General features: G+C 72.0%; 12 protein-coding genes. 5 read left to right on the forward strand and 7 right to left on the reverse strand.

All coding sequences use genetic code 11. The features are described from left to right. The first annotated feature begins 64 nt into the window (after nt 1–64). A complete protein-coding gene (locus tag EV382_RS15220; protein ID WP_130402530.1) occupies nt 65–1,036 on the forward strand; it encodes a hypothetical protein in 972 nt (323 codons plus the stop codon). A 32-nt stretch (nt 1,037–1,068) separates the two neighbouring features. Here EV382_RS15220 and EV382_RS15225 read toward each other — a convergent pair whose 3' ends face one another. Both EV382_RS15225 and EV382_RS15230 read right to left on the reverse strand, forming a co-directional pair. Next, on the reverse strand, nt 1,069–1,854 hold the full coding sequence (locus tag EV382_RS15225; protein ID WP_130402532.1) for a 2OG-Fe(II) oxygenase: 786 nt from the start codon (nt 1,852–1,854) through the stop codon (nt 1,069–1,071). A gap of 58 nt (nt 1,855–1,912) precedes the next feature. Next, nucleotides 1,913–4,111: a tetratricopeptide repeat protein gene (locus EV382_RS15230; RefSeq protein WP_130402534.1), complete on the reverse strand. Its 2,199-nt coding sequence runs from the start codon at nt 4,109–4,111 to the stop codon at nt 1,913–1,915. A 359-nt stretch (nt 4,112–4,470) separates the two neighbouring features. On the opposite strand from EV382_RS15230, the gene EV382_RS15235 reads away from it, so the two are divergent. Beyond that, the gene (locus EV382_RS15235) at nt 4,471–5,043 is read left to right on the forward strand and encodes a hypothetical protein (RefSeq protein WP_130402536.1); all 573 of its coding nucleotides are present in this window, start codon (nt 4,471–4,473) and stop codon (nt 5,041–5,043) included. 28 nt (nt 5,044–5,071) lie between these two features. Here EV382_RS15235 and murD read toward each other — a convergent pair whose 3' ends face one another. Continuing rightward, on the reverse strand, nt 5,072–6,418 hold the full coding sequence (murD, locus tag EV382_RS15240; RefSeq protein ID WP_130402538.1) for a UDP-N-acetylmuramoyl-L-alanine--D-glutamate ligase: 1,347 nt from the start codon (nt 6,416–6,418) through the stop codon (nt 5,072–5,074). An 82-nt stretch (nt 6,419–6,500) separates the two neighbouring features. On the opposite strand from murD, the gene EV382_RS15245 reads away from it, so the two are divergent. Next, complete coding sequence (locus EV382_RS15245; protein WP_130402540.1) at nt 6,501–7,853, forward strand: MurL-like N-terminal domain-containing; 1,353 nt, start codon at nt 6,501–6,503, stop codon at nt 7,851–7,853. A 172-nt stretch (nt 7,854–8,025) separates the two neighbouring features. On the opposite strand, the gene EV382_RS15250 is transcribed toward EV382_RS15245, so the two are convergent. After that, nucleotides 8,026–9,873, reverse strand: coding sequence for a PucR family transcriptional regulator (locus EV382_RS15250; RefSeq protein WP_130402542.1), 1,848 nt, complete (start codon nt 9,871–9,873; stop codon nt 8,026–8,028). A 177-nt stretch (nt 9,874–10,050) separates the two neighbouring features. Here EV382_RS15250 and EV382_RS15255 point away from each other — a divergent pair, with 177 nt between their 5' ends. Further along, nucleotides 10,051–11,319 (forward strand): serine hydrolase domain-containing protein, encoded by a 1,269-nt coding sequence (locus EV382_RS15255; RefSeq protein WP_130402544.1) that lies wholly within the window; start codon nt 10,051–10,053, stop codon nt 11,317–11,319. A gap of 74 nt (nt 11,320–11,393) precedes the next feature. Here the strand turns inward: EV382_RS15255 and argG are convergent, their stop codons facing one another. Then, nucleotides 11,394–12,845, reverse strand: coding sequence for an argininosuccinate synthase (argG, locus tag EV382_RS15260; RefSeq protein WP_130402546.1), 1,452 nt, complete (start codon nt 12,843–12,845; stop codon nt 11,394–11,396). Nucleotides 12,846–12,892: 47 nt separating this feature from the next. Next, a complete protein-coding gene (locus EV382_RS15265) occupies nt 12,893–13,807 on the reverse strand; it encodes a TrmH family RNA methyltransferase (protein WP_425271900.1) in 915 nt (304 codons plus the stop codon). A gap of 26 nt (nt 13,808–13,833) precedes the next feature. Between EV382_RS15265 and EV382_RS15270 the strand changes: the two genes are divergently transcribed. Beyond that, complete coding sequence (locus EV382_RS15270; protein ID WP_130402550.1) at nt 13,834–15,681, forward strand: thiamine pyrophosphate-requiring protein; 1,848 nt, start codon at nt 13,834–13,836, stop codon at nt 15,679–15,681. A gap of 212 nt (nt 15,682–15,893) precedes the next feature. On the opposite strand, the gene EV382_RS15275 is transcribed toward EV382_RS15270, so the two are convergent. After that, nucleotides 15,894–18,083: a transglycosylase domain-containing protein gene (locus EV382_RS15275; RefSeq protein WP_244236706.1), complete on the reverse strand. Its 2,190-nt coding sequence runs from the start codon at nt 18,081–18,083 to the stop codon at nt 15,894–15,896. Nucleotides 18,084–18,137: the final 54 nt, after the last annotated feature.

Below are 18,137 nucleotides of genomic sequence, written 5' to 3' on the forward strand. Positions count from 1 at the left end.
CCGCCAGCGTAAACAGCACCCACAACCGCTGGCCCCACCACAGCGGGCCGGTAGCATCCGGCAGGTGCACAGAGCGGACGCGCCGCCGCCGACCGGAACGGACGACGAGCGGATCACAGCGGAGGTTCGGGCCTGGGTCTGCTCCACCCCGCTGCGCGGCCTGGTCGCCCACTTCGGCGGCACCTGGCCCGACGGCGACCTCACCGAGGTGCTCCGCTTCCTCGACGACTTCTCCGCCCACCACTGGGACTTCCGGGGCGGCCGGGAACGGCCCGACGCCCGCGAACCCGACCTCGACCCGGCCACCGCGACACTGGTGCTCGACGCGGCCGCCGCCCTCGGGCTGATCCGCCCGGTGCCACCCGCCCGGTCGGCGTACGCCCACCTGGTGGTGCTCGGCGGTCTGGCGCACGCCTGCGTACGCCGCGTGGGGTACGCCGCGCACCTGCTCCGCGCCGGCCTACCGGTGCGCGGCGAGGTCGCCGTCCTGGGCAGCTTCCGGCCACTGTCGGACCGGGAACGCCGGACGCTGGCCGACGCGGGCCTGCCGGCCGACGAGACCGAGGTGGACGTACTGGACACGGCCGTCCGCCGAGTGTTCGACGTGACCGCCCCGGCCGAGTGGGACGGCGTGGACACCGACCACCCACACCACTCCTGGTCGTCGCGGACCTACCGGCCCGACGGGCTGCCGCCGATCCGGGTGCTGGCCGCACCATCGAGCGAACCGGACCACCGGCGCGCGCACACCGCCGACACCCAGCGGTTCTGGGCCGGCCACGTTCAACTCGCCCCGGGCGACGACGTCCTGATGATCACCGCGCCGATCTACGTGCCGTTCCAGCACTGCGACGCGCTGCGCACCCTCGCGGTGCCGTACGGGTGCGCCATCGAGACGGTCGGGGTGGACCCGGCCCTGGCCGATCTGGCCGTGCTGCCCGAGCAGACCCTCACTCCGGGGCGCTACCTCCAGGAGATCCGTTCGGCGATCCGCTCGATGCGCGCCCTGCACACCGCCCTGACGCAGCCAACGTGACACCGGCGGCGTGACACCGGCGGCGTGGCTCCTCAGGCGAAGATCAGCAGCGGGTCGGTCTCCGTGCGAACGCCGATGAAGCAGGCAGCCGAGGTACGGCAGCCCGCCCGCACCTCGCGGACGCCGTGCATCCGGCCCGCCTCGAACATCACCAGATCGCCTTTGCCGGGCAGCACGGTGTCCAACGGTGGGCCGACCCGCTCAGGCTCGATTCCGTAGTCGAACGGGTCGGTCTTGAGCGCCACGAACTCCTCCTCGGACAGGGTCCCCCAGAAGTCGATCTCGCCACCCGCGCCGGGCTCCGGCACCTCCAGGTAGATGTTCACCCCCAACCGCCGATGCAGCTGGTACGCGTCGAGCAGCGGGATCTCCCGGCGGTCGATGTGCGGGCGGCCCCGGCCACCGGGCGTCATCCGACGCAGCACACCGGGCAGCATCATGCGGCCGTCGTGCCGCCCGACCGTGGCCCCGTACGGCCACATCTCATCCAGGTCGAGCCGGATCAGGTCGGTGGGTGACTGCTGCTCGGCGAACACGTCGTGCCGGATCAGCCGGGTCGTGTCGGCGGCGGTGTCCAGGTAGCGCTGGACACTGTCGCCGCCGTTCGCCACCTCGCCCATCGACGTGCCGACGCTGGTGAACTCCTTGGTGAGCAGGAAGTTCGCCTCGTCGACCGCGCGGACCACCCGGGGCAACGCGGCGTCGCACAGCTGCGGTGGGTAGTACTCGCGGTGCCAGATCACGTCGATCTCACCGGTCGCCAACTCCCGCAGCGACTCGGCGGTCAGTCGGTCCCGGCGGCGCAGTTGATCGCTCACATCAGCTCCTCGTCAGGCTGGGCTGCGGAACCGGAGCGGGACCTCGACGTCCCGTCCGTCACTCGCCACGAAGCTTCCTGAGGTCGGTCTCGGCCCGGACCGTGTCGGCGTGGTCGTCGCCGAGGATCCGCCGCCGGTCCTTGACCACCCCGGACAGCACCTTCTCCGCCTCGGCGTTGGCGCCGGTGGCGATGAGACACTCCGCCAGGGTGTGCCGGGCGGCGATCATCGCGACGTGTTGGACCTGCCGCTTGGCGCTGTCCGTCGAGAGGATGTCGCGGAGGTCGGCGAGGGCCTCCTCGACCTCACCCTCGCGCAGCCGGCACAGGTCCAGGGTGTGCCGGACCGTCAGGGTCTCGAAGTGGTCCGGTGCCCAGTGCCGCAGGCGGATCTCCAGGATCTCGGCCAGCTCGGCGTGGGCGTCGGCGTACCGTCCCTGGTAGACGATCGCGCGGGCCAGGCTGTGCCGCGCGGTCATGGTGTCCCGGTCCTCGGGGCCACGCACCCGGTACTCGGCCCGGACGATGTCGCGTAACTCTTCCTCGGCGTCGTGCCACCGGCCCTGTTCCAGGATGGTCCGGGCCAGCTTGTGCCGGCTGGCCAGGGTGTTGCGGTGCTCCCGTCCCAGCAGCGCCTCCCGGGCCGGAATGATGGTGCGCAGCTCGTTCTCGGCCCAGCTCAGATGCCCCTGCTCCAACGCCGCCCGGGAACGTTCGTGGCGGAGGCTCAGCGCCGGCCGGTCGTTGAGGTCGACGCCGATGCGGCGGCACCCCTCCAGGCAGAGGTCCAGGAAGATCTCCGCCTGCCCGGGCAGGCCCACGGCCAGGATGTAACGGGCGATCAGCCGGGCCAGATCGAGTGCGACGTCCAGCAGGTCGGGCCGGGTCCGGGGCAGGTCGCCGCTGTCGAGGAAATCCAGCACCGCGCCCATCGTGGGTGGTGCCAACAGGTGCCAGCTCGCCCACTTGTCCGGCTCGTCGGGGTCGAACTCCTCCTCGCGAGGGCGGTCCGGGTCGCGCAGCCGAAGCGCGTCCAGCAGGTCGAGCACCAGTTCGTGATATTCCGCCCGGGCGGCCACCACGTCGGGCAGGCCCCGGATCAGCTCGCGTACCAGCGGGTGCAGGGTGACCACGTGGGCCACCGAGGACTGGGCCGGCAGTGACTCGACCACCCCGAGGTCGACCAGCGCGAAGTCCGCCAGCGAACGCAGGACCTCGCGCAGCCGGTCCTCGCCGATCTCGCCGATCAGCGGCGAGGCCGAAAGCCGGACCGGGTCGAGCAGCACGGCGTAGGGAATCGGCGCGTCACCGAGACAGGCCAGCAGGCGCAGCACCGGCCGGGCCTGATCGAGCCCACGCCTGGCGAGCAGGTCCAGCGACATCTCCCAGGACTGCACCACCGGACGGACAGCCATGTCGAAGCCGCTGGAGCCGGTGCGCCGGATGCCGGTGCCCGTGCGCCGGTCCAGTGCCTCCCGGTAGTCGTCGTAGGTGCGGATCGAAGACCGGGTGGCGCCGACCGGGATGCGGTTGGCCTCCGCCAGGTAGGTGCCGGCGCCGCGCAGCGCCAGCGGGTGCCCCTTGAGCCGGGCGGCGAGCCCGGTCGCCTGCTCCAGCGTGCCGGGGGCCGTGCCGGCGAGGTCGACGAGCACCTGCCCGCCGTCCTCCGGCGACAACTCGTCCACCAGGTACATCGTGGACCATTCGCCCCACGTGTCCCGCCGGCCGTCCCGGGTGGTGACCAGGACCAGCCCATTGGCCGTACGCGGCTGGCGGAGCCAGCCCGTGCCGTCGGCGACCTGCCCGTCGGCGGGGGCCAGCAGAGTCGGTTCGTCGGCATTGTCGAAGATCAGCAACCAGGGCCGGGGAGAGCTGTTCAACAGGTCCCAGACCAGCTCCACCGGACTGCGGGCCTTTCCGGCCCAGGCGAGGTCGAGTTGGTTCTCCGTAGCCTGCAACTGGCCCGCGACCTCGCGCATCCCGGCGCTGACCCGTGCCGAGTCCTTTGCCGAGATCCACCAGACCAGCCGGCCACGTTCCTCGAGCTGGCGGGCCACCTCCTGAGCGGTGAGGCTCTTGCCACAGCCGCCCAGCCCGAAGAGGATCTGCGTGCCCTCCTCCGGAGCACGCACCGTGCCGGCGGGCGGCTCGGCCGCCCGCAGGAGCGTCTCGACCAGCTCGTCGCGCCCGCGCAACGGCAGCCGGTTACGGCGCGGCGGAATGATCGAAAATCCGGTGCCCGGTGCCGGCGCGGTCATCGGCCCGCCTCCGTACGGCCCGGCTCCCTTCGGCGCGTCTCTGGGCTGCCGCGCTCCGGACGGCCCGTCAGGAGGCGGGCCGGCCGGGTCCGGCCGGGCCGGTGAAGGGTGAGGCGACGGTGGGTCATCTGGCCTCCCGGAGGGGCGTGACGGCAGGCTCCACGGTGGTCGGTCCACGCCGAGGGGATGGCTGTCGACCGCGTGATCCGTTACCCAGACACTACCCGCTGGAGCGCACGCGAACACTCTACGCAGCCGCACCGGGATGAAAGATGCAGTCCCGTGGGCGGGACGGCCGGTGGGCGCCGCTGAACGGTGGAGCCGAGGGCGGACTGGGGTACCACGACTACCGTGGACACATGTCGACTGTGGAGACTCTGGCGTGCATTCCGGTCGACTGGGGCATCGACTGGGGCTCGGTCCCGGACTGGTTCGGCGGCCTCGGCACCGTCGGCACACTCCTCTTCGGCGTGCTCAGCCTGCGCCGTGAGTTGCGGGCCCGACGGCGGGAGGACCGGGCCGCGCAGGCCCGACAGGCGCGACTCGTCTCCAGCACCACCCGCACCGAGGGCAAGGGCGTCCTGCGCGTACGGGTCGCCAACGACAGCGACGGGCCGGTCTTCGACCTGGCCGTCACGCCGGTGGCGCACACCGGCGACCCGGGTCCCGGCGGCCGTCAGGTGCCGGTGGCCACGGTGACCGGGCCCGTCGACCGGCTCGACGGCGGGGCCGCCGCGGAGCTGTTCATCAACGTCGACCGCAGCGTCGACCTCAGCGGGTACGCATCGGCGACGGTGCAGCTGCGCTTCACCGACCAGCAGGGCAACCGGTGGCAGCGGGAGGGCACCGGCCAACCGCAGCCCGACCTCGGTGACGAGGCGGCGCCGGCCCGCCGTTCCTGGCTGCGCCGGTGGCCGTCACGATCCCGCTGAACCGGTCCCACCCGGGGCCGGGTCGGGGTCAGCCTGCGGTGTCGGCGACGGCCTGGGCGAAGACCTCGGAACGATGCTCGAAGTTGCGGAACCGGCCGTAACTGGGCGCGGCCGGGGACAGCAGCACCACCCCACCGGGCGGGGTCACCTCGCGGGACAGCCGGACCGCGTCCACCAGGTCGTCGACCAGTTCGGTACGCACCTTCGGCAGGCCGGCGAGCACCTCGACGATGCGGGTGCCGCTGTCCGGAATCCCGATCACGGTCAGCTCCCGCTCAGCCAGGTGCTCGGCCAACGGCGTGTAGTCCAGACCCCGGTCGTTGCCCCCGACGATCACCGTCAACGGTCGCCCGTCGTACGCGTCGATGGCGTGCATGGCCGCGTACGGGCTGGTGGCCAGCGTGTCGTCGACGAAGGTCAGCCCGGACGGGTCGGTGATCTCGGTGAGCCGGTGGGCCAGCCCCTGGAACTCGGCGACCGCGACGGCGAGGTGGTCCTTGCCGGCCACCACGTCCACGCCGAGCGCGTCGAGCACGGCGAGCGCGACGCAGAGGTTGCCCTCGTTGTGCCTGCCGACCAGCGGCAGCACCGCCCGCGGGAAGAGCGGCTGGTCACCGAAGTGGAACCAGGGCGTGCCGTCGACGCCGGTGCCGACGTGGCTGGTGTCGGGGCGACCGGCCCGCACCGCCGGCACCTCACCGAGCTCCGCGGCGAGCCGGGGGTCGCCACCGTTGACCACGATCGTCTGCGGGTCGTGGGCGAGCAGGTTGAGCTTGTCCCGGTAGTACTCCCGTTCCCCACCGTGCGCGTCCAGGTGCTCGGGGAACAGCGCGGTCACCACCGCCACCCGGGGCGAGTCGGTGAGATCGCTGCACTGGTAACTGGACAGCTCCAGGACGTACAGCTCCGCCTCCGGCAGGTCCAGGGTCGGCACCCCGATGTTGCCGCCGAAGACGTTCGGCCGGCCCATCGCGGTGAGCAGGTGGCTGATCAGGCTGGACGTGGTGCTCTTGCCCTTGCTGCCGGTGACCCCGACGGTGCGCGCGGCGTGGTCGGCCATCCACAACGCGGTGCCCTGGGTGACCAGGGTGCCGCGCCGGCGCAGCTCGACCAGCCACGGGTGGGTCTGGGGCACGCCCGGGGAGCGGACCACCACGTCGGCGGCGGCCAGCCGCTCGAAGCCCGCCTCACCGGTGACCAGCGGCGCCGCCTCGGCCAGGGGGCCGTCCCAGGGCAGCGACAGGAAGTTCGCGCTGTCGTCGACGGCAACCAGATCGGCCGGGCCGTGCGCGGCGATGGCGGTCACAGCGGCCCGGCCCTCCCGACCGGTGCCCCAGACGGCGACGGTACGTCCGCGCAGGTCAGAAAGGCGCACGGGGCTCTCCTCGGGGGTCACGGCGGCGGCAGGGCGGGCCCGGTCCGGACACGGCCGGACGAACCAGGGCCTAGTATGGCGTGTGCCCAACGAGCAGCTCCGGCGGATGGACGCCTTCACCTTCCCGTCCTACTCGATCGACTTCGCCACCGGCGAGGTGTTGTTCGACTACGCCCTGACCGGTCCGGCCGGTGAGCAGCGGTTCACCGAGGTGATCACACTTCCGCTGCCGGCGGAGCCGCCGTCGGACGAGACGGTGGCGACCCTCAACCGGGTGCTGGAGGTGCTGCACCTCGTCGCCGGGGTCAGCTACTACAAGGCCGCCGCGCCGCCCCGACTCGTGCTGCCGGCACCGGTGGGCGCGGCCACCGTCGACTACGTCACGGCCGTCTACACCAAGGGCCTCGCGGAGTACGCGTACCGCAACCAGCTGCCGCACGTGCTCGAGCTGCGCCCCGAGGTGCCGGCAGGCTCTCCGGAGACGCCACGGGTGTACGACGACTCCGACCGTCGCCCCCTCTCGGCGGTCGGCGGCGGTAAGGACTCGATCGTCAGCCTGGAGGCGCTGCGCCGCGCCGAACTGGACCCGGTGCCGTTCTCGGTCAACCCGAACCACGTGATCGTCGCCGTCAACGAGGCGTCCGGGCTGGTCCCGCTCGCCGCCCGGCGGCGCATCGACCCGGCGCTGTTCGAGCTGAACGCGGCCGGCGCGCTGAACGGGCACATCCCGGTCACCGCCATCAACTCCCTGATCGCGGTGGCCACCGCCGTCCTGCACGGGCTGGGCCCGGTGGTGATGTCCAACGAGCGGTCGGCGTCCGACCCGAACCTGGTCTGGAACGGCCACGAGATCAACCACCAGTGGTCCAAGGGCGTCGAGGCGGAGGGGCTGCTGCGGGCGTCACTGGCCGAGCACGCCGGCCTGACCGACCCGTACTTCTCCCTGCTGCGGTCGCTGTCCGAGCTGCACATCGCCCGGTTGTTCGCCGAGTTCACCCGGTACGACGACGTGGTGACCAGCTGCAACGCCGCGTTCAAGCTGCACGACGCGAGTGAGCGCTGGTGCCGGGACTGCCCGAAGTGCCGCTTCGTCTTCCTGGCCATGGCCCCGTTCATGCCCCGGGAGCGGATCACCCACATCTTCGGCGGCGACCTGCTCGCCGACGAGTCGCAGATCCCCGGCTACCGCGAGCTGCTGGGCGTGGACGGGCACAAGCCGTTCGAGTGCGTGGGCGAGGTCGAGGAGTCGGTGGTGGCCCTCGGCCTGCTCGCCGAGCAGGACCAGTGGCGCGACGCCCCGGTCATCCAGGCCCTCGTCGCCGCCGTGCCAGAGACGGCCTGGTCCGCAGTGGCCCACTCGGACGTCTTCACCCCCGGCGGCCCCAACCACATCCCCCCCACCTACACCAAAGCCCTAAACGCCCTAGGAGCCTGACCCCCCCCCCCGCCCCCGTCCCCCGGGACTCGCCCCCTCCCCGGGTCGATCATGGAGTTGTGGTGGGCGTTATGTCCGGGATCACGACTTTTGTGAGGCACCACAACTCCTTGATCGACCCGGGAAGGGGTGAGGGCTGGGGTGGGGTCGGGCTGAGGGCGGGGTGGGGGTGTTAGGGGGTGCGGACTGCTTCTAGGGCCAGGAGGGCTACGTGGAGGGACAGGCTGGCCTCCACCGAGTCGAGGTCCACGTCGAGGATGCGGGCGATGCGGGCCAGGCGTTCGTAGAAGGCCGGCCGGGACAGGTGGGCGGCGGCGGCAGCGGCGGACTTGTTGCGCCCCTGCTCCAGGTAGGCGCGCAGGGTGTCGAGCAGCCGCTCCCGGGGGTGCCGGGCGTCGTACTCCAGCAGGGCGCCGAGTTCACGCTCCACGAATGTCTGTAGCCGGGGCTCGTCGCGCAGCAGGTGCAGCAGCCCGGCCAGACCGACGTGCGGTAGCCGGAAGATCGGCAGGTCGCGCCGGTCACGGCGGGCCGCCTCGGCGATCTGCCGCGCCTCGACCAGCGACCGGCGGGCCTCCCGCAGGGTGCCCACCCCGGACCCGGCGGCAATGATCACGGCACCCGGACCAGCGCCCCTCGAACCGTCGACCCCCGCCCGGGCGGCCTCGACCGCGAACCCCGCGCGCGCGGGATCGGCCCCGAGGAGGGAACGGGAGGACTCGGAGCGGGAGGACTCGGAGCGGGCCGGGTCGACGCCGGAAGCAGCCCGAGCTGGTTCGGCACCGGGACCGGTCCGGCCGGTGCCGGCGTCGAGGCGTACCCGACGAAGTGCGCTGGCGAACGCGGACAGCGCGCGGTCCTCGGCGGCCGGGTCGGGTAGGGCCAGCAGCACGCCCACCGAATTGTCGTCGACGGCGCTGGTCAGCGCGGTCAGCTTCGCCTCCCGCAGGGCCTGACCGACGGCTTCGGAGAGGTCCCGCAGCCGGGCCTGGCCGGCCTCGGGGCCGATCTCCCCGGCGGGGTCGTCGGCGCGGTGGCGGACCATCACGCCGACCAGGTGCCGCCGGTCGAGCACCACGCCGAGCGCCTTGGCCCGTAGCCCCACCTCGTCCACCGGGCGGGAGTGGTCGAGCAGCGCGGTGAGCAGGGTGCGGTGGATCTGCCGTTCCAGGCCCTCGGCGTCGCGGCGGATCAGCCGGCCCAGGGCCAGGGTGGACGCGGCCCGCTCGATCAGGATGGTGAGCCGGGTGGGCGAGTCGGCGGTCGGTGGGACGGAGCGGGCGCTGGGCACGTCCCCGCTGGCCGGCCAGCGCAGCAGCAGCCGCCCCCAGTCCTGTCCCCGGGCGCCGACGGTGGTCACCAGCCAGCCGCTGTCCGGGTCGTACGCGGTCCGCCCGGCGGGGCGAATCCGTCGGGAGTGCTGCTCCCAGCCGTCCAGCAGCAGCTCGGCGCTCTCCCCCGCCGGGTCGTACCCGAGCACCTGCCGGGACAGGTTCTCCAGCACCACCGGGCAACCGGACAGCTCGGCGGTCTGTCGGATCACCTCCGCGGCGTCGGCACCCTCGACCGAGAGGTCGTTGAACCGCTGGTGGATCTCCTCGGTGGCGCGCAACTCGGTGAGCTGCGCGTCGACGATCAGCGCGTGCACCGCCTCGGTGATCGGGACGAACGGGGTGGCCCGGCGCAGCTCCACCAGCGGCAGCCCGCGCCGCTCGGCGGCGGCGACCATCACCCGGGGCACCCCGCTGACGTACCGGCGGCCCAGCTCGACGACGAGTCCGGAGACGCCGACGTCGGCGAGATCGCCGATGAACGCGCGCAACCCGGCGTCGTCACCGGGCAGGCCGATGCCGGTGGTGAGCACCAGCTCGCCGCCGCCGAGCAGAGTGGCGATGTCCGGCACCTCGGCGATGTGCACCCAGCGGACGGGTCGGTCCAGCCCGTCGTCGCCGGCCACCACGCGCGGGGCGCCGTGGCGGACGGGGTCCAGGGCCAAAACCTCACGGACGGTAGGGAACACGGCCGCCACGCTACCCTGCGTGACCCCGAATTCGACCATCACGTCCGCCGGCACGCCCGCGCCGCCACCGCCGAAAGCGCCGGCGTCGACAGCCGCCGGACGGTACGACTCGCCCCCACCCAAACGATCTTCTCCAGTAGCGTGCCCTGTGTTCGTGATCAAAACGGAAGGACGGGCATGGACGGGATGAAGGTCAGTCGCAGGGCGTTCGGAAAACTGGTAGGTGCCGCCGGCGCGGGAACTCTGGTAGGTGCCGCCGGCGTCGGGCTGCCGGCCGCCGCCGCCACCTGGACCGCCACCGGGACGGCGGTCACCGCCCTGCGCTCCTTCGACGACACGATGAAGAGCTTCATGCAGGCGCGGGGGATCTCCGCCGGGCAGCTCGCGGTGACCTATCAGGGCCGGCTCGTGCTCGCCCGCGGTTACGGCAACAACTCACCGGAGACGATCCAGCCGACGTCACTGTTCCGGGTGGCCAGCCTGTCGAAGTCGCTGACGGCGGCGGCGGTCGTCCGGCTCGCCCAGGACGGCAAGCTGACCATGGGCGACTCGATCGCCAAGCACATCGATCTCACCCCGCCGGCCGGGCAGGCCGTGGACCCGCGTCTGCCGCAGGTCACGATGTGGCGCCTGCTGCAGCACACCAGCGGTTGGGACCGGACCCAGACGGCGTTCGACCCACTGTTCAAGGATCGGATCATCTCGCAGGCGCTGGGCGTGCCGATGGAGTTGTACCACAAGGACGTCATCCGGTTCATGAACGGACAGCCGCTGATCCACAACCCCGGCTCGACGGTCTCCTACAGCAACTACGGCTACCTGCTGGCCGGCCGGGTCATCGAGGCGGCCAGCGGCCTGCCGTACGAGACGTACGTGAAGCAGAAGCTGCTCGCCCCACTGAAGATCACCCGGATGGCGAGCGGCTGGACCATCGCCCGGCACAGCGGCGAGGTGGGCTACCGCTCGCAGTACAGCGGGCCGACCGTCCTGGACGGCTCGGGCGCGACGGTGCCGGCGCCGTACGGCAGTTTCAGCATGCGCCTGCAGGACGCGAACGGAGGCTGGATCGCGTCCGCCGTCGACCTGGTCCGCTGGGCCTCGGCCTTCGACACCGGCAGCACAGTGCTCAACGCCACCGCGCTCAACCGGGTCTTCGCGGTGCCGACCGTCGGGGTCAACCCCGACGGCTGGTACTACGGCCTGGGCTGGCAGGTCCGGCCGGTCAGCGGTGGCACCGGCCGCAACACCTGGCACACCGGCAGCATGCCCGGCACCTACAGCCTCCTGGTGCGCACCTACCACGGGATGAGCTGGGCGGTGGTCTTCAACCAGCGCGACGACCCGTCCGGGCTCAGCTACGGCGCCATCGACTCGGCACTGTGGACCGCCTCCCGGGCGGTGACCAGCTGGCCGTCGCACAACCTCTGGTCGACGTACTTCGCCTGACCCCCCAGCAGCCGCTGACGTGTCCTACCGGGTCGCGCCGTTCGGGCGCGACCCGGTGCCTGACGGTGTTGCGTTCAGTCGACGCCGAACTCCATCGCGGCGCGGTCGAGGGCCTCGTCCTCCGCCGAGGCGACGCCCCGCGAGGCGATGGCCTCCGCGCCACCCTCGGGCATCGCGCCGATCAGACCGGTCGAGGCGGCCTGCGCGGCCCCGATCATCCGCTGCGGGCTTCCACCACCGACCAGACCGAGGGAGGCGTACTGCTCCAGCTTCGACCGCGAGTCGGCGATGTCCAGGTTGCGCATGGTGAGCTGGCCGATCCGGTCGTTCGGACCGAACGCCGAGTCCTCGGTACGCTCCATCGACAGCTTGTCGGGGTGGTAGCTGAACGACGGGCCGGTGGTGTCGAGGATCGAGTAGTCCTCGCCCCGGCGCAGCCGCAACGTCACCTCGCCGGTGACCGCCGTGCCGACCCACCGCTGCAACGACTCGCGCAGCATCAGCGCCTGCGGGTCCAGCCAGCGGCCCTCGTACATCAGCCGACCGAGGCGGCGACCCTCGTTGTGGTAGTTCGCCAGGGTGTCCTCGTTGTGGATGGCGTTCACCAGCCGTTCGTACGCGGCGTGCAGCAGCGCCATTCCGGGCGCCTCGTAGATGCCGCGACTCTTGGCCTCGATGATCCGGTTCTCGATCTGGTCCGACATGCCCAGGCCGTGCCGGCCGCCGATGGCGTTGGCCTCCAGCACCAGGTCGACGGCGCTGCCGAACTCCTTGCCGTTGATGGTGACCGGGCGGCCCTGGTCGAAGCCGATGGTGACGTCCTCGGTCGGGATCTCCACCGACGGGTCCCAGAACCGGACGCCCATGATCGGGTTGACCGTCTCGATGCCGGTGTCGAGGTGCTCCAGGGTCTTCGCCTCGTGCGTGGCGCCCCAGATGTTGGCGTCGGTCGAGTACGCCTTCTCGGTGCTGTCCCGGTAGGGCAGGCCGCGCTCCAGCAGCCACTCCGACATCTCCTTACGCCCACCCAGCTCGGTGACGAAGGCGGTGTCGAGCCACGGCTTGTAGATGCGCAGCATCGGGTTGGCCAGCAGGCCGTAGCGGTAGAACCGCTCGATGTCGTTGCCCTTGAAGGTCGAGCCGTCGCCCCAGATCTGGACGTCGTCGGCGACCATCGCCCGCACCAGCAGGGTGCCGGTCACGGCGCGGCCCAGCGGGGTGGTGTTGAAGTACGCCCGGCCGCCGGTGCGGATGTGGAAGGCGCCGCAGGTCAGCGCGGCGAGACCCTCCTCGACCAGGGCGGCGCGGCAGTCGACCAGGCGGCCGAGTTCGGCGCCGTAGCTGAGCGCGCGACCGGGCACCGAGGCGATGTCGGGCTCGTCGTACTGGCCGATGTCGGCGGTGTAGGCGCAGGGAATCGCGCCCTTGTCGCGCATCCACGCGACGGCGACGGAGGTGTCGAGGCCGCCGGAGAAGGCGATGCCGACACGTTCGCCGGTGGGCAGGGAGGTGAGAACCTTGGACACGGGGAAAATTATGCAATAGAACGCATGGCCATGCAAGCTGAAGCGATCTACTCGCCACCGAACGGCGGATCGTCGCGGCCCAGCTCCCAGAACGCCACCGCCGCCGCGGCGGCCACGTTCAACGAGTCGACGCCGCGCCGCATCGGAACGACCACCCGAACGTCGCTGGCGGCCTGGGCCGCCGCGGTGAGACCGGGCCCCTCCGCGCCGAGCAGCAACGCCGCCCGCTCGCGCTGCGCCGGGGTCAACCGCTGGATGGGTACGGCGTCCGGCGCGGGCGTCATGGCGAGCACCGTGAAACCGGCCTCCCGCACCTGGTCCAGACCCCCGGGCCAGCGGTCCAGCTTCGCGTACGGCATCGCGAAGACCTCACCCATGCTGACCCGGACACTGCGTCGGTACAGCGGGTCGGCGCAGGTCGGCGAGAGCAGCACCGCGTCGACGCCGAGCGCGGCGGCGCCCCGGAAGATCGCGCCCAGGTTGGTGTGGTTGTTCACGTCCTCCAGCAGCACGACCCGGCGCGCGGTGGCGAGCACCTCGGCCGCCGTCGGCAGCGGCCGGCGGTGGAACGACGCCAGCACCCCCCGGTGTACGTGGAAGCCGGTGGCCCGTTGCAGCACGTCCGGCGTCGCGGCGTAGACCGGCGCGTCGCCGGTGTCCAGGTCGGCGAGCTGGTCGACCCGCTTGGCGTCGACCAGGTACGACCGGGCGGGGTAGCCCGCGCGCAGCGCCCGGCGCAGCACCAGCTCCCCCTCGGCGATGAACAGGCCGTGCGGTGGCTCCCAGCGGGTGCGCAGCTCGACGTCGGTGAGCGCCCGGTAGTCGGCGATCCGGTCGTCGTCAGGGTCGGTGATCTCGTGGACTGGCACCCGACGATTCTGCCGGACGCGCCGCGTCGCGCTCCGACACCCGCTCAGCGAGGTGTTTTGTCCGGAGAAGAACGGGAATGACCGGCCGAGCATCGGACTCGACGGGAAGGACAAGCCAGGTGAGCGCAGACCACACGGCCCCGGACGAAACGGGTGCTCTGCCCCGACGTCCGACCGTCGCCGACCACATCGTGTCGCGACTGTTCAGCTGGGGCGTACACCGCTACTTCGGCTACCCCGGCGACGGCATCAACGGCATGACCTCGGCGCTGCAACGCACCAACGGGCGGGCCCAGTTCATCCAGGTCCGCCACGAGGAGACCGCCGGCTTCGCCGCCTCCGCGCACGTCAAGTACGGCGGCGGCCCGCTGGGCTGCGCGCTGGTCACCAGCGGTCCGGGCGCCATCCACCTGCTCAACGGCCTGTACGACGCGAAGCTCGACCACCAACCGGTGATCGCCCTGGTCGGGCACACCGCGACCACCGCCGAGGGCGGCGGCTACTACCAGGAGGTCGACCTGCTCGCCCTCTACAAGGACGTGGCCGCCGCGTTCCTCGCCCAACTCGACAACCCGGCGCAGGTCCGCCACCTCATCGACCGGGCCTGCCGGACGGCGCTGGCCCGGCGTACCGTCACCGCCCTGGTCCTCCCCCTGGACATCCAGGACGAGCCGGCCGTCCCGAACCCGCCGCACGCCCACGGCTACTACCAGACCAGCAACACGCCGAGCACCACGCCGACGGTGCCCCCGGAGGCGGACGTACGCCGGGCGGCCGAGGTGCTGCGCGGCGGGCAGCGGGTGGCCATGCTGGTCGGGCAGGGCGCGCTCGGCGCGCGCGACGAGGTCCGCGAGATCGCCGACCGGCTCGGGGCCGGCGTGGCCACCGCGCTGCTCGGCTTCACCGCCGTCGACCACCGTGAGCCGTGGGTGACCGGCGCGATCGGACTGCTCGGCACCCGACCCAGCTGGCAGCTGATGAGCGGCTGCGACCGGCTGCTGATCGTGGGCAGCAACATGCCGTACTCGGAGTTCTACCCGCCACCCGGGCAGGCCCGCGCGGTGCAGATCGACCTGGACGGCACCCAGCTCGGGCTGCGCTACCCCACCGAGGTGAACCTGACCGGCGACGCCCGCCCCACGCTGCGCGCGCTGCTGAACGAACTGGGCCCCGGCCCAGGGCCGACCGCCTGGCGGGCGGAGATCGCCGAGGCCACCTCGGCGTGGCGCCGGGTGCAACACGACCTGGCCGAGCAGACCGCCGACCCGGTCAACCCGCAATTGCTCTTCCACACCCTCAACGAGCGGCTACCCGACGACGTGCTGCTCGCCGTCGACTGTGGCACCACCACCGCCTGGTACGCCCGACACATCCAGGTCCGCCCCGGGATGCTGGCCAGCCTCTCCGGCACGCTGCTGTCCATGGGCGGCGCCATGCCGTACGCGCTGAGCGCCAAGTTCGCCCACCCGGACCGACCACTGGTCGCGCTCATCGGCGACGGGGCCATGCAGATGAACGGCGTCAACGAACTGATCACCGTGGCGAAGTACTGGCGCAGCTGGGCCGACCCGCGCTTCGTGGTGCTGGTGCTCAACAACCGCGACCTGGCGTTCGTCAGCTGGGAACAGCGCTCCACCGAAGGAACGCCGATGTTCCCGGACAGCCAGCAGTTGCCGGACATCGGCTACCACCAGTGGGCGGAGGTGCTCGGACTGCACGGCGAGCTGATCGACTCACCGGAGCAGGTACGCGACGTCTGGGACCGGGCGCTCACCGCCGACCGGCCCGTGGTGATCAACGCCCTGGTCGACCCGGCCGAGCTGATGTTGCCACCGCACTTCACCGTCGAACAGGCCCGCAAGACCGCGGCGGCGGTGCTGCGCGGCGACACCGACTGGGCCGGCATCATCCGCCGAGGCATCCCCGCGACCCTGACCAGCTACCGCCCCCGCCGCCGCGACCGCTAACGCCCCGCCCCGCCGGCTCTCCGGCCCGCCCGGCCCTCCGGCCCCGGCCCCACCACCCCTACTCCGTCGATCATGGAGTTGTGGTGGTGGATGAAAGCCCCGCGCAGTCACATAACGGGCACCACAAGTCCATGATCGACGGGGCGGGGGCGGGGCGGGGCGGGGCGGGCGGGGCGGGCGGGGTGGGTGGGGTGGGTGGGGCGGGGTTGGGTTTAGCCTCGGCGGTTTAGCCAGCGGTCCAGGGGCGACTCGGGGTCGTCGTTCTGGTTCTGCGGGACCGTTGGGCGTTCGACCGGGCGGTGCGGGTTGCCGACCAGGTCGTGGCTCGGCGCGACGAACGCCTTCTCCGGCTGGCCCTTCACCGCGGTGGCGATGACCCGGGCGACCGCGTCGATCACCTTGGTCTGCACCGCCGACCCCACCGAGTCGGCCGGGTCGTCCGGGTTGGCGGCGATACCGGCGACCGCGACCTGCGGGGTGAAGCCGACGAACGTCTCGGTGGAGTTCTGCTCCGAGCTACCCGTCTTACCCGCCACCGGCCGGCCGTCGAGGATGTCGTTCACGCCGGTGGCGGTGCCGCCGTTGCACTGCCCGAACGCGGACTGCTGGCCCACCGGGCAGCGCGCCGCGTCGGTCGCGGCACGGGCGACGTCCGGGTCGAGAACCCGCTTGCAGGAGGGCTGCCCGACCGGCACCTTCGTGCCGTCCGCGCCGGTCACCGAGACCACCGGCACCGGAGTGCAGTAGGTGCCCTCGGCGGCCACCGTGGCGTACGCGTTGGCCAGATCGAGGGGGGTGGTGGCGGCCACGCCGAGGGTGAACGAACCCCAGTTCCTGGCGTCGTTCTTGGCGAAGGCGGCGTCCGAGTCGGCGCGGAAGGTGATGCCGAGCCGCTGCGCCATCTCGACCACCTTGTCCTGGCCGACCTGCTCGGCCAACCAGACGAAGTAGGTGTTCACCGAGCGGCCGAAGCCGTCCCACATCATCCGGTACCCGTCCATCCAGTCCGGGTTGGCGTTCGCCGGGCACCAGTGGCCGTCACAGCTACCCGGCCCTTCGGCGGCGTACCGGGTGGGTAGCTTGGCGGGCGCGTCGAAACCGGTGGAGAGGGTACGACCCGACTCCAGCGCGGCGAGCATGGTGAACATTTTGAACGTCGAACCCGCCTGGTACCCGTCGACGCTGGCGCCACCGGAGATCAACGGGTTGACGGTGTTCGGGTAGTTCGCCTGCCCGGCCGGGTTGTCGGCCAGGCTGTAGTGCCGGTTGACCGCCATCGCCAACACCCGCCCGGTGCCCGGCTGCACCGCCGCGATCGGCAGGGCGCGCTTGTTGTCGTACCCGTAGACCTTGGTTGCCTGCTGCTGCGCGGTGGCCTGGATCTTCGGGTCCAGCGAGGTGACCACGGTGTAGCCGCCCGAGCGCAGCGCCTGCTCGCGCTCCGCGACGGTGGCCCCGAACGCCGGCTGGGTCAGCCACCACTGACGCAGGTAGTCACAGAAGTAGCCCCAGTCGTCGTGGCCCTGGGAGACCGCGGTGCAGCCGTTGGGCTGCGGGGTGGGGTGCAGGGCCAGCGGCTCCGCCTTGGCCTGGGCGGCCTGCGCGGCGGTGATCGCGTTGGTGGCGACCATCGAGTCGAGCACGTACGACCGGCGCGCCAGCGCCTCGTCCTTGTCCCCGCTGATCGGGCTGTACGCGTCCGGGGACTGCACCAGACCGGCCAGCAGGGCCGCCTCGCCGAGGGTCAACTGCGCCGGAGGCTTGCCGAAGTACCGCTGACTGGCCGCCGCGATCCCGTACGCGCCGGAGCCGAAGTAGGCGATGTTCAGATAGCGGTCGAGGATCTCGTCCTTGCCGAGGCTCTTGTCCAGCGCGCTCGCGTACCGGATCTCCTGGATCTTGCGGCCCACCGTGGGGTCGGTCGCGGCGGCGCGCTCCTCGGCGGTGCGGGTGGGGTCGGTCTTCAGCACGTTACGGACGTACTGCATGGTCAGCGTCGAGCCGCCCTGCTCGGTGCCGCCGCCCTTGACGTTGGCCACCAGTGCCCGGGCGAGGCCGCGCAGGTCCGCGCCGCCGTGGTCGTAGAAGCGCCGGTCCTCGGCCGCGACGATCGCCTGCCGCATGACCGGGGCGATCTCCGACAACGGGACGTCGGTGCGGTTCACGTCGTAGAACGTGGTGATCAGCGTCTTGCCGTCGTTGGCGTAGAGGTACGAACGCTGCGGCGTCGCGGGAGTCTTCAGCGAGGCGGGCAACGCGGCATACGACCCGAGCGCCGAGCGGGCACTGAGCCCGAGCAGCAGGTTGCCGGGTAGCGCGGCGACAGCCAGGACGAGCCCGGCCAACACGCCGGCGAACAGCACGGTGAACAGCCGCGACAGCGGCGAGCGGGGGGCGGCCATGCAACCCAGGATTGCCACAAAAACCGCCAACCGACCACCCTCAGAGCCCGATTG

The organism is Micromonospora violae, assembly GCF_004217135.1.
Taxonomy (GTDB): domain Bacteria; phylum Actinomycetota; class Actinomycetes; order Mycobacteriales; family Micromonosporaceae; genus Micromonospora; species Micromonospora violae.

Bases quoted from the DNA above. Each gene is read 5' to 3' on its own strand.
- EV382_RS15235 (WP_130402536.1), top strand. From the start codon at position 4,471: ATGTCGACTGTGGAGACTCTGGCGTGCATTCCGGTCGACTGGGGCATC.
- EV382_RS15230 (WP_130402534.1), bottom strand. From the start codon at position 4,111: ATGACCGCGCCGGCACCGGGCACCGGATTTTCGATCATTCCGCCGCGC.
- EV382_RS15265 (WP_425271900.1), bottom strand. From the start codon at position 13,807: ATGCTCGGCCGGTCATTCCCGTTCTTCTCCGGACAAAACACCTCGCTG.
- EV382_RS15255 (WP_130402544.1), top strand. From the start codon at position 10,051: ATGGACGGGATGAAGGTCAGTCGCAGGGCGTTCGGAAAACTGGTAGGT.
- EV382_RS15275 (WP_244236706.1), bottom strand. From the start codon at position 18,083: ATGGCCGCCCCCCGCTCGCCGCTGTCGCGGCTGTTCACCGTGCTGTTC.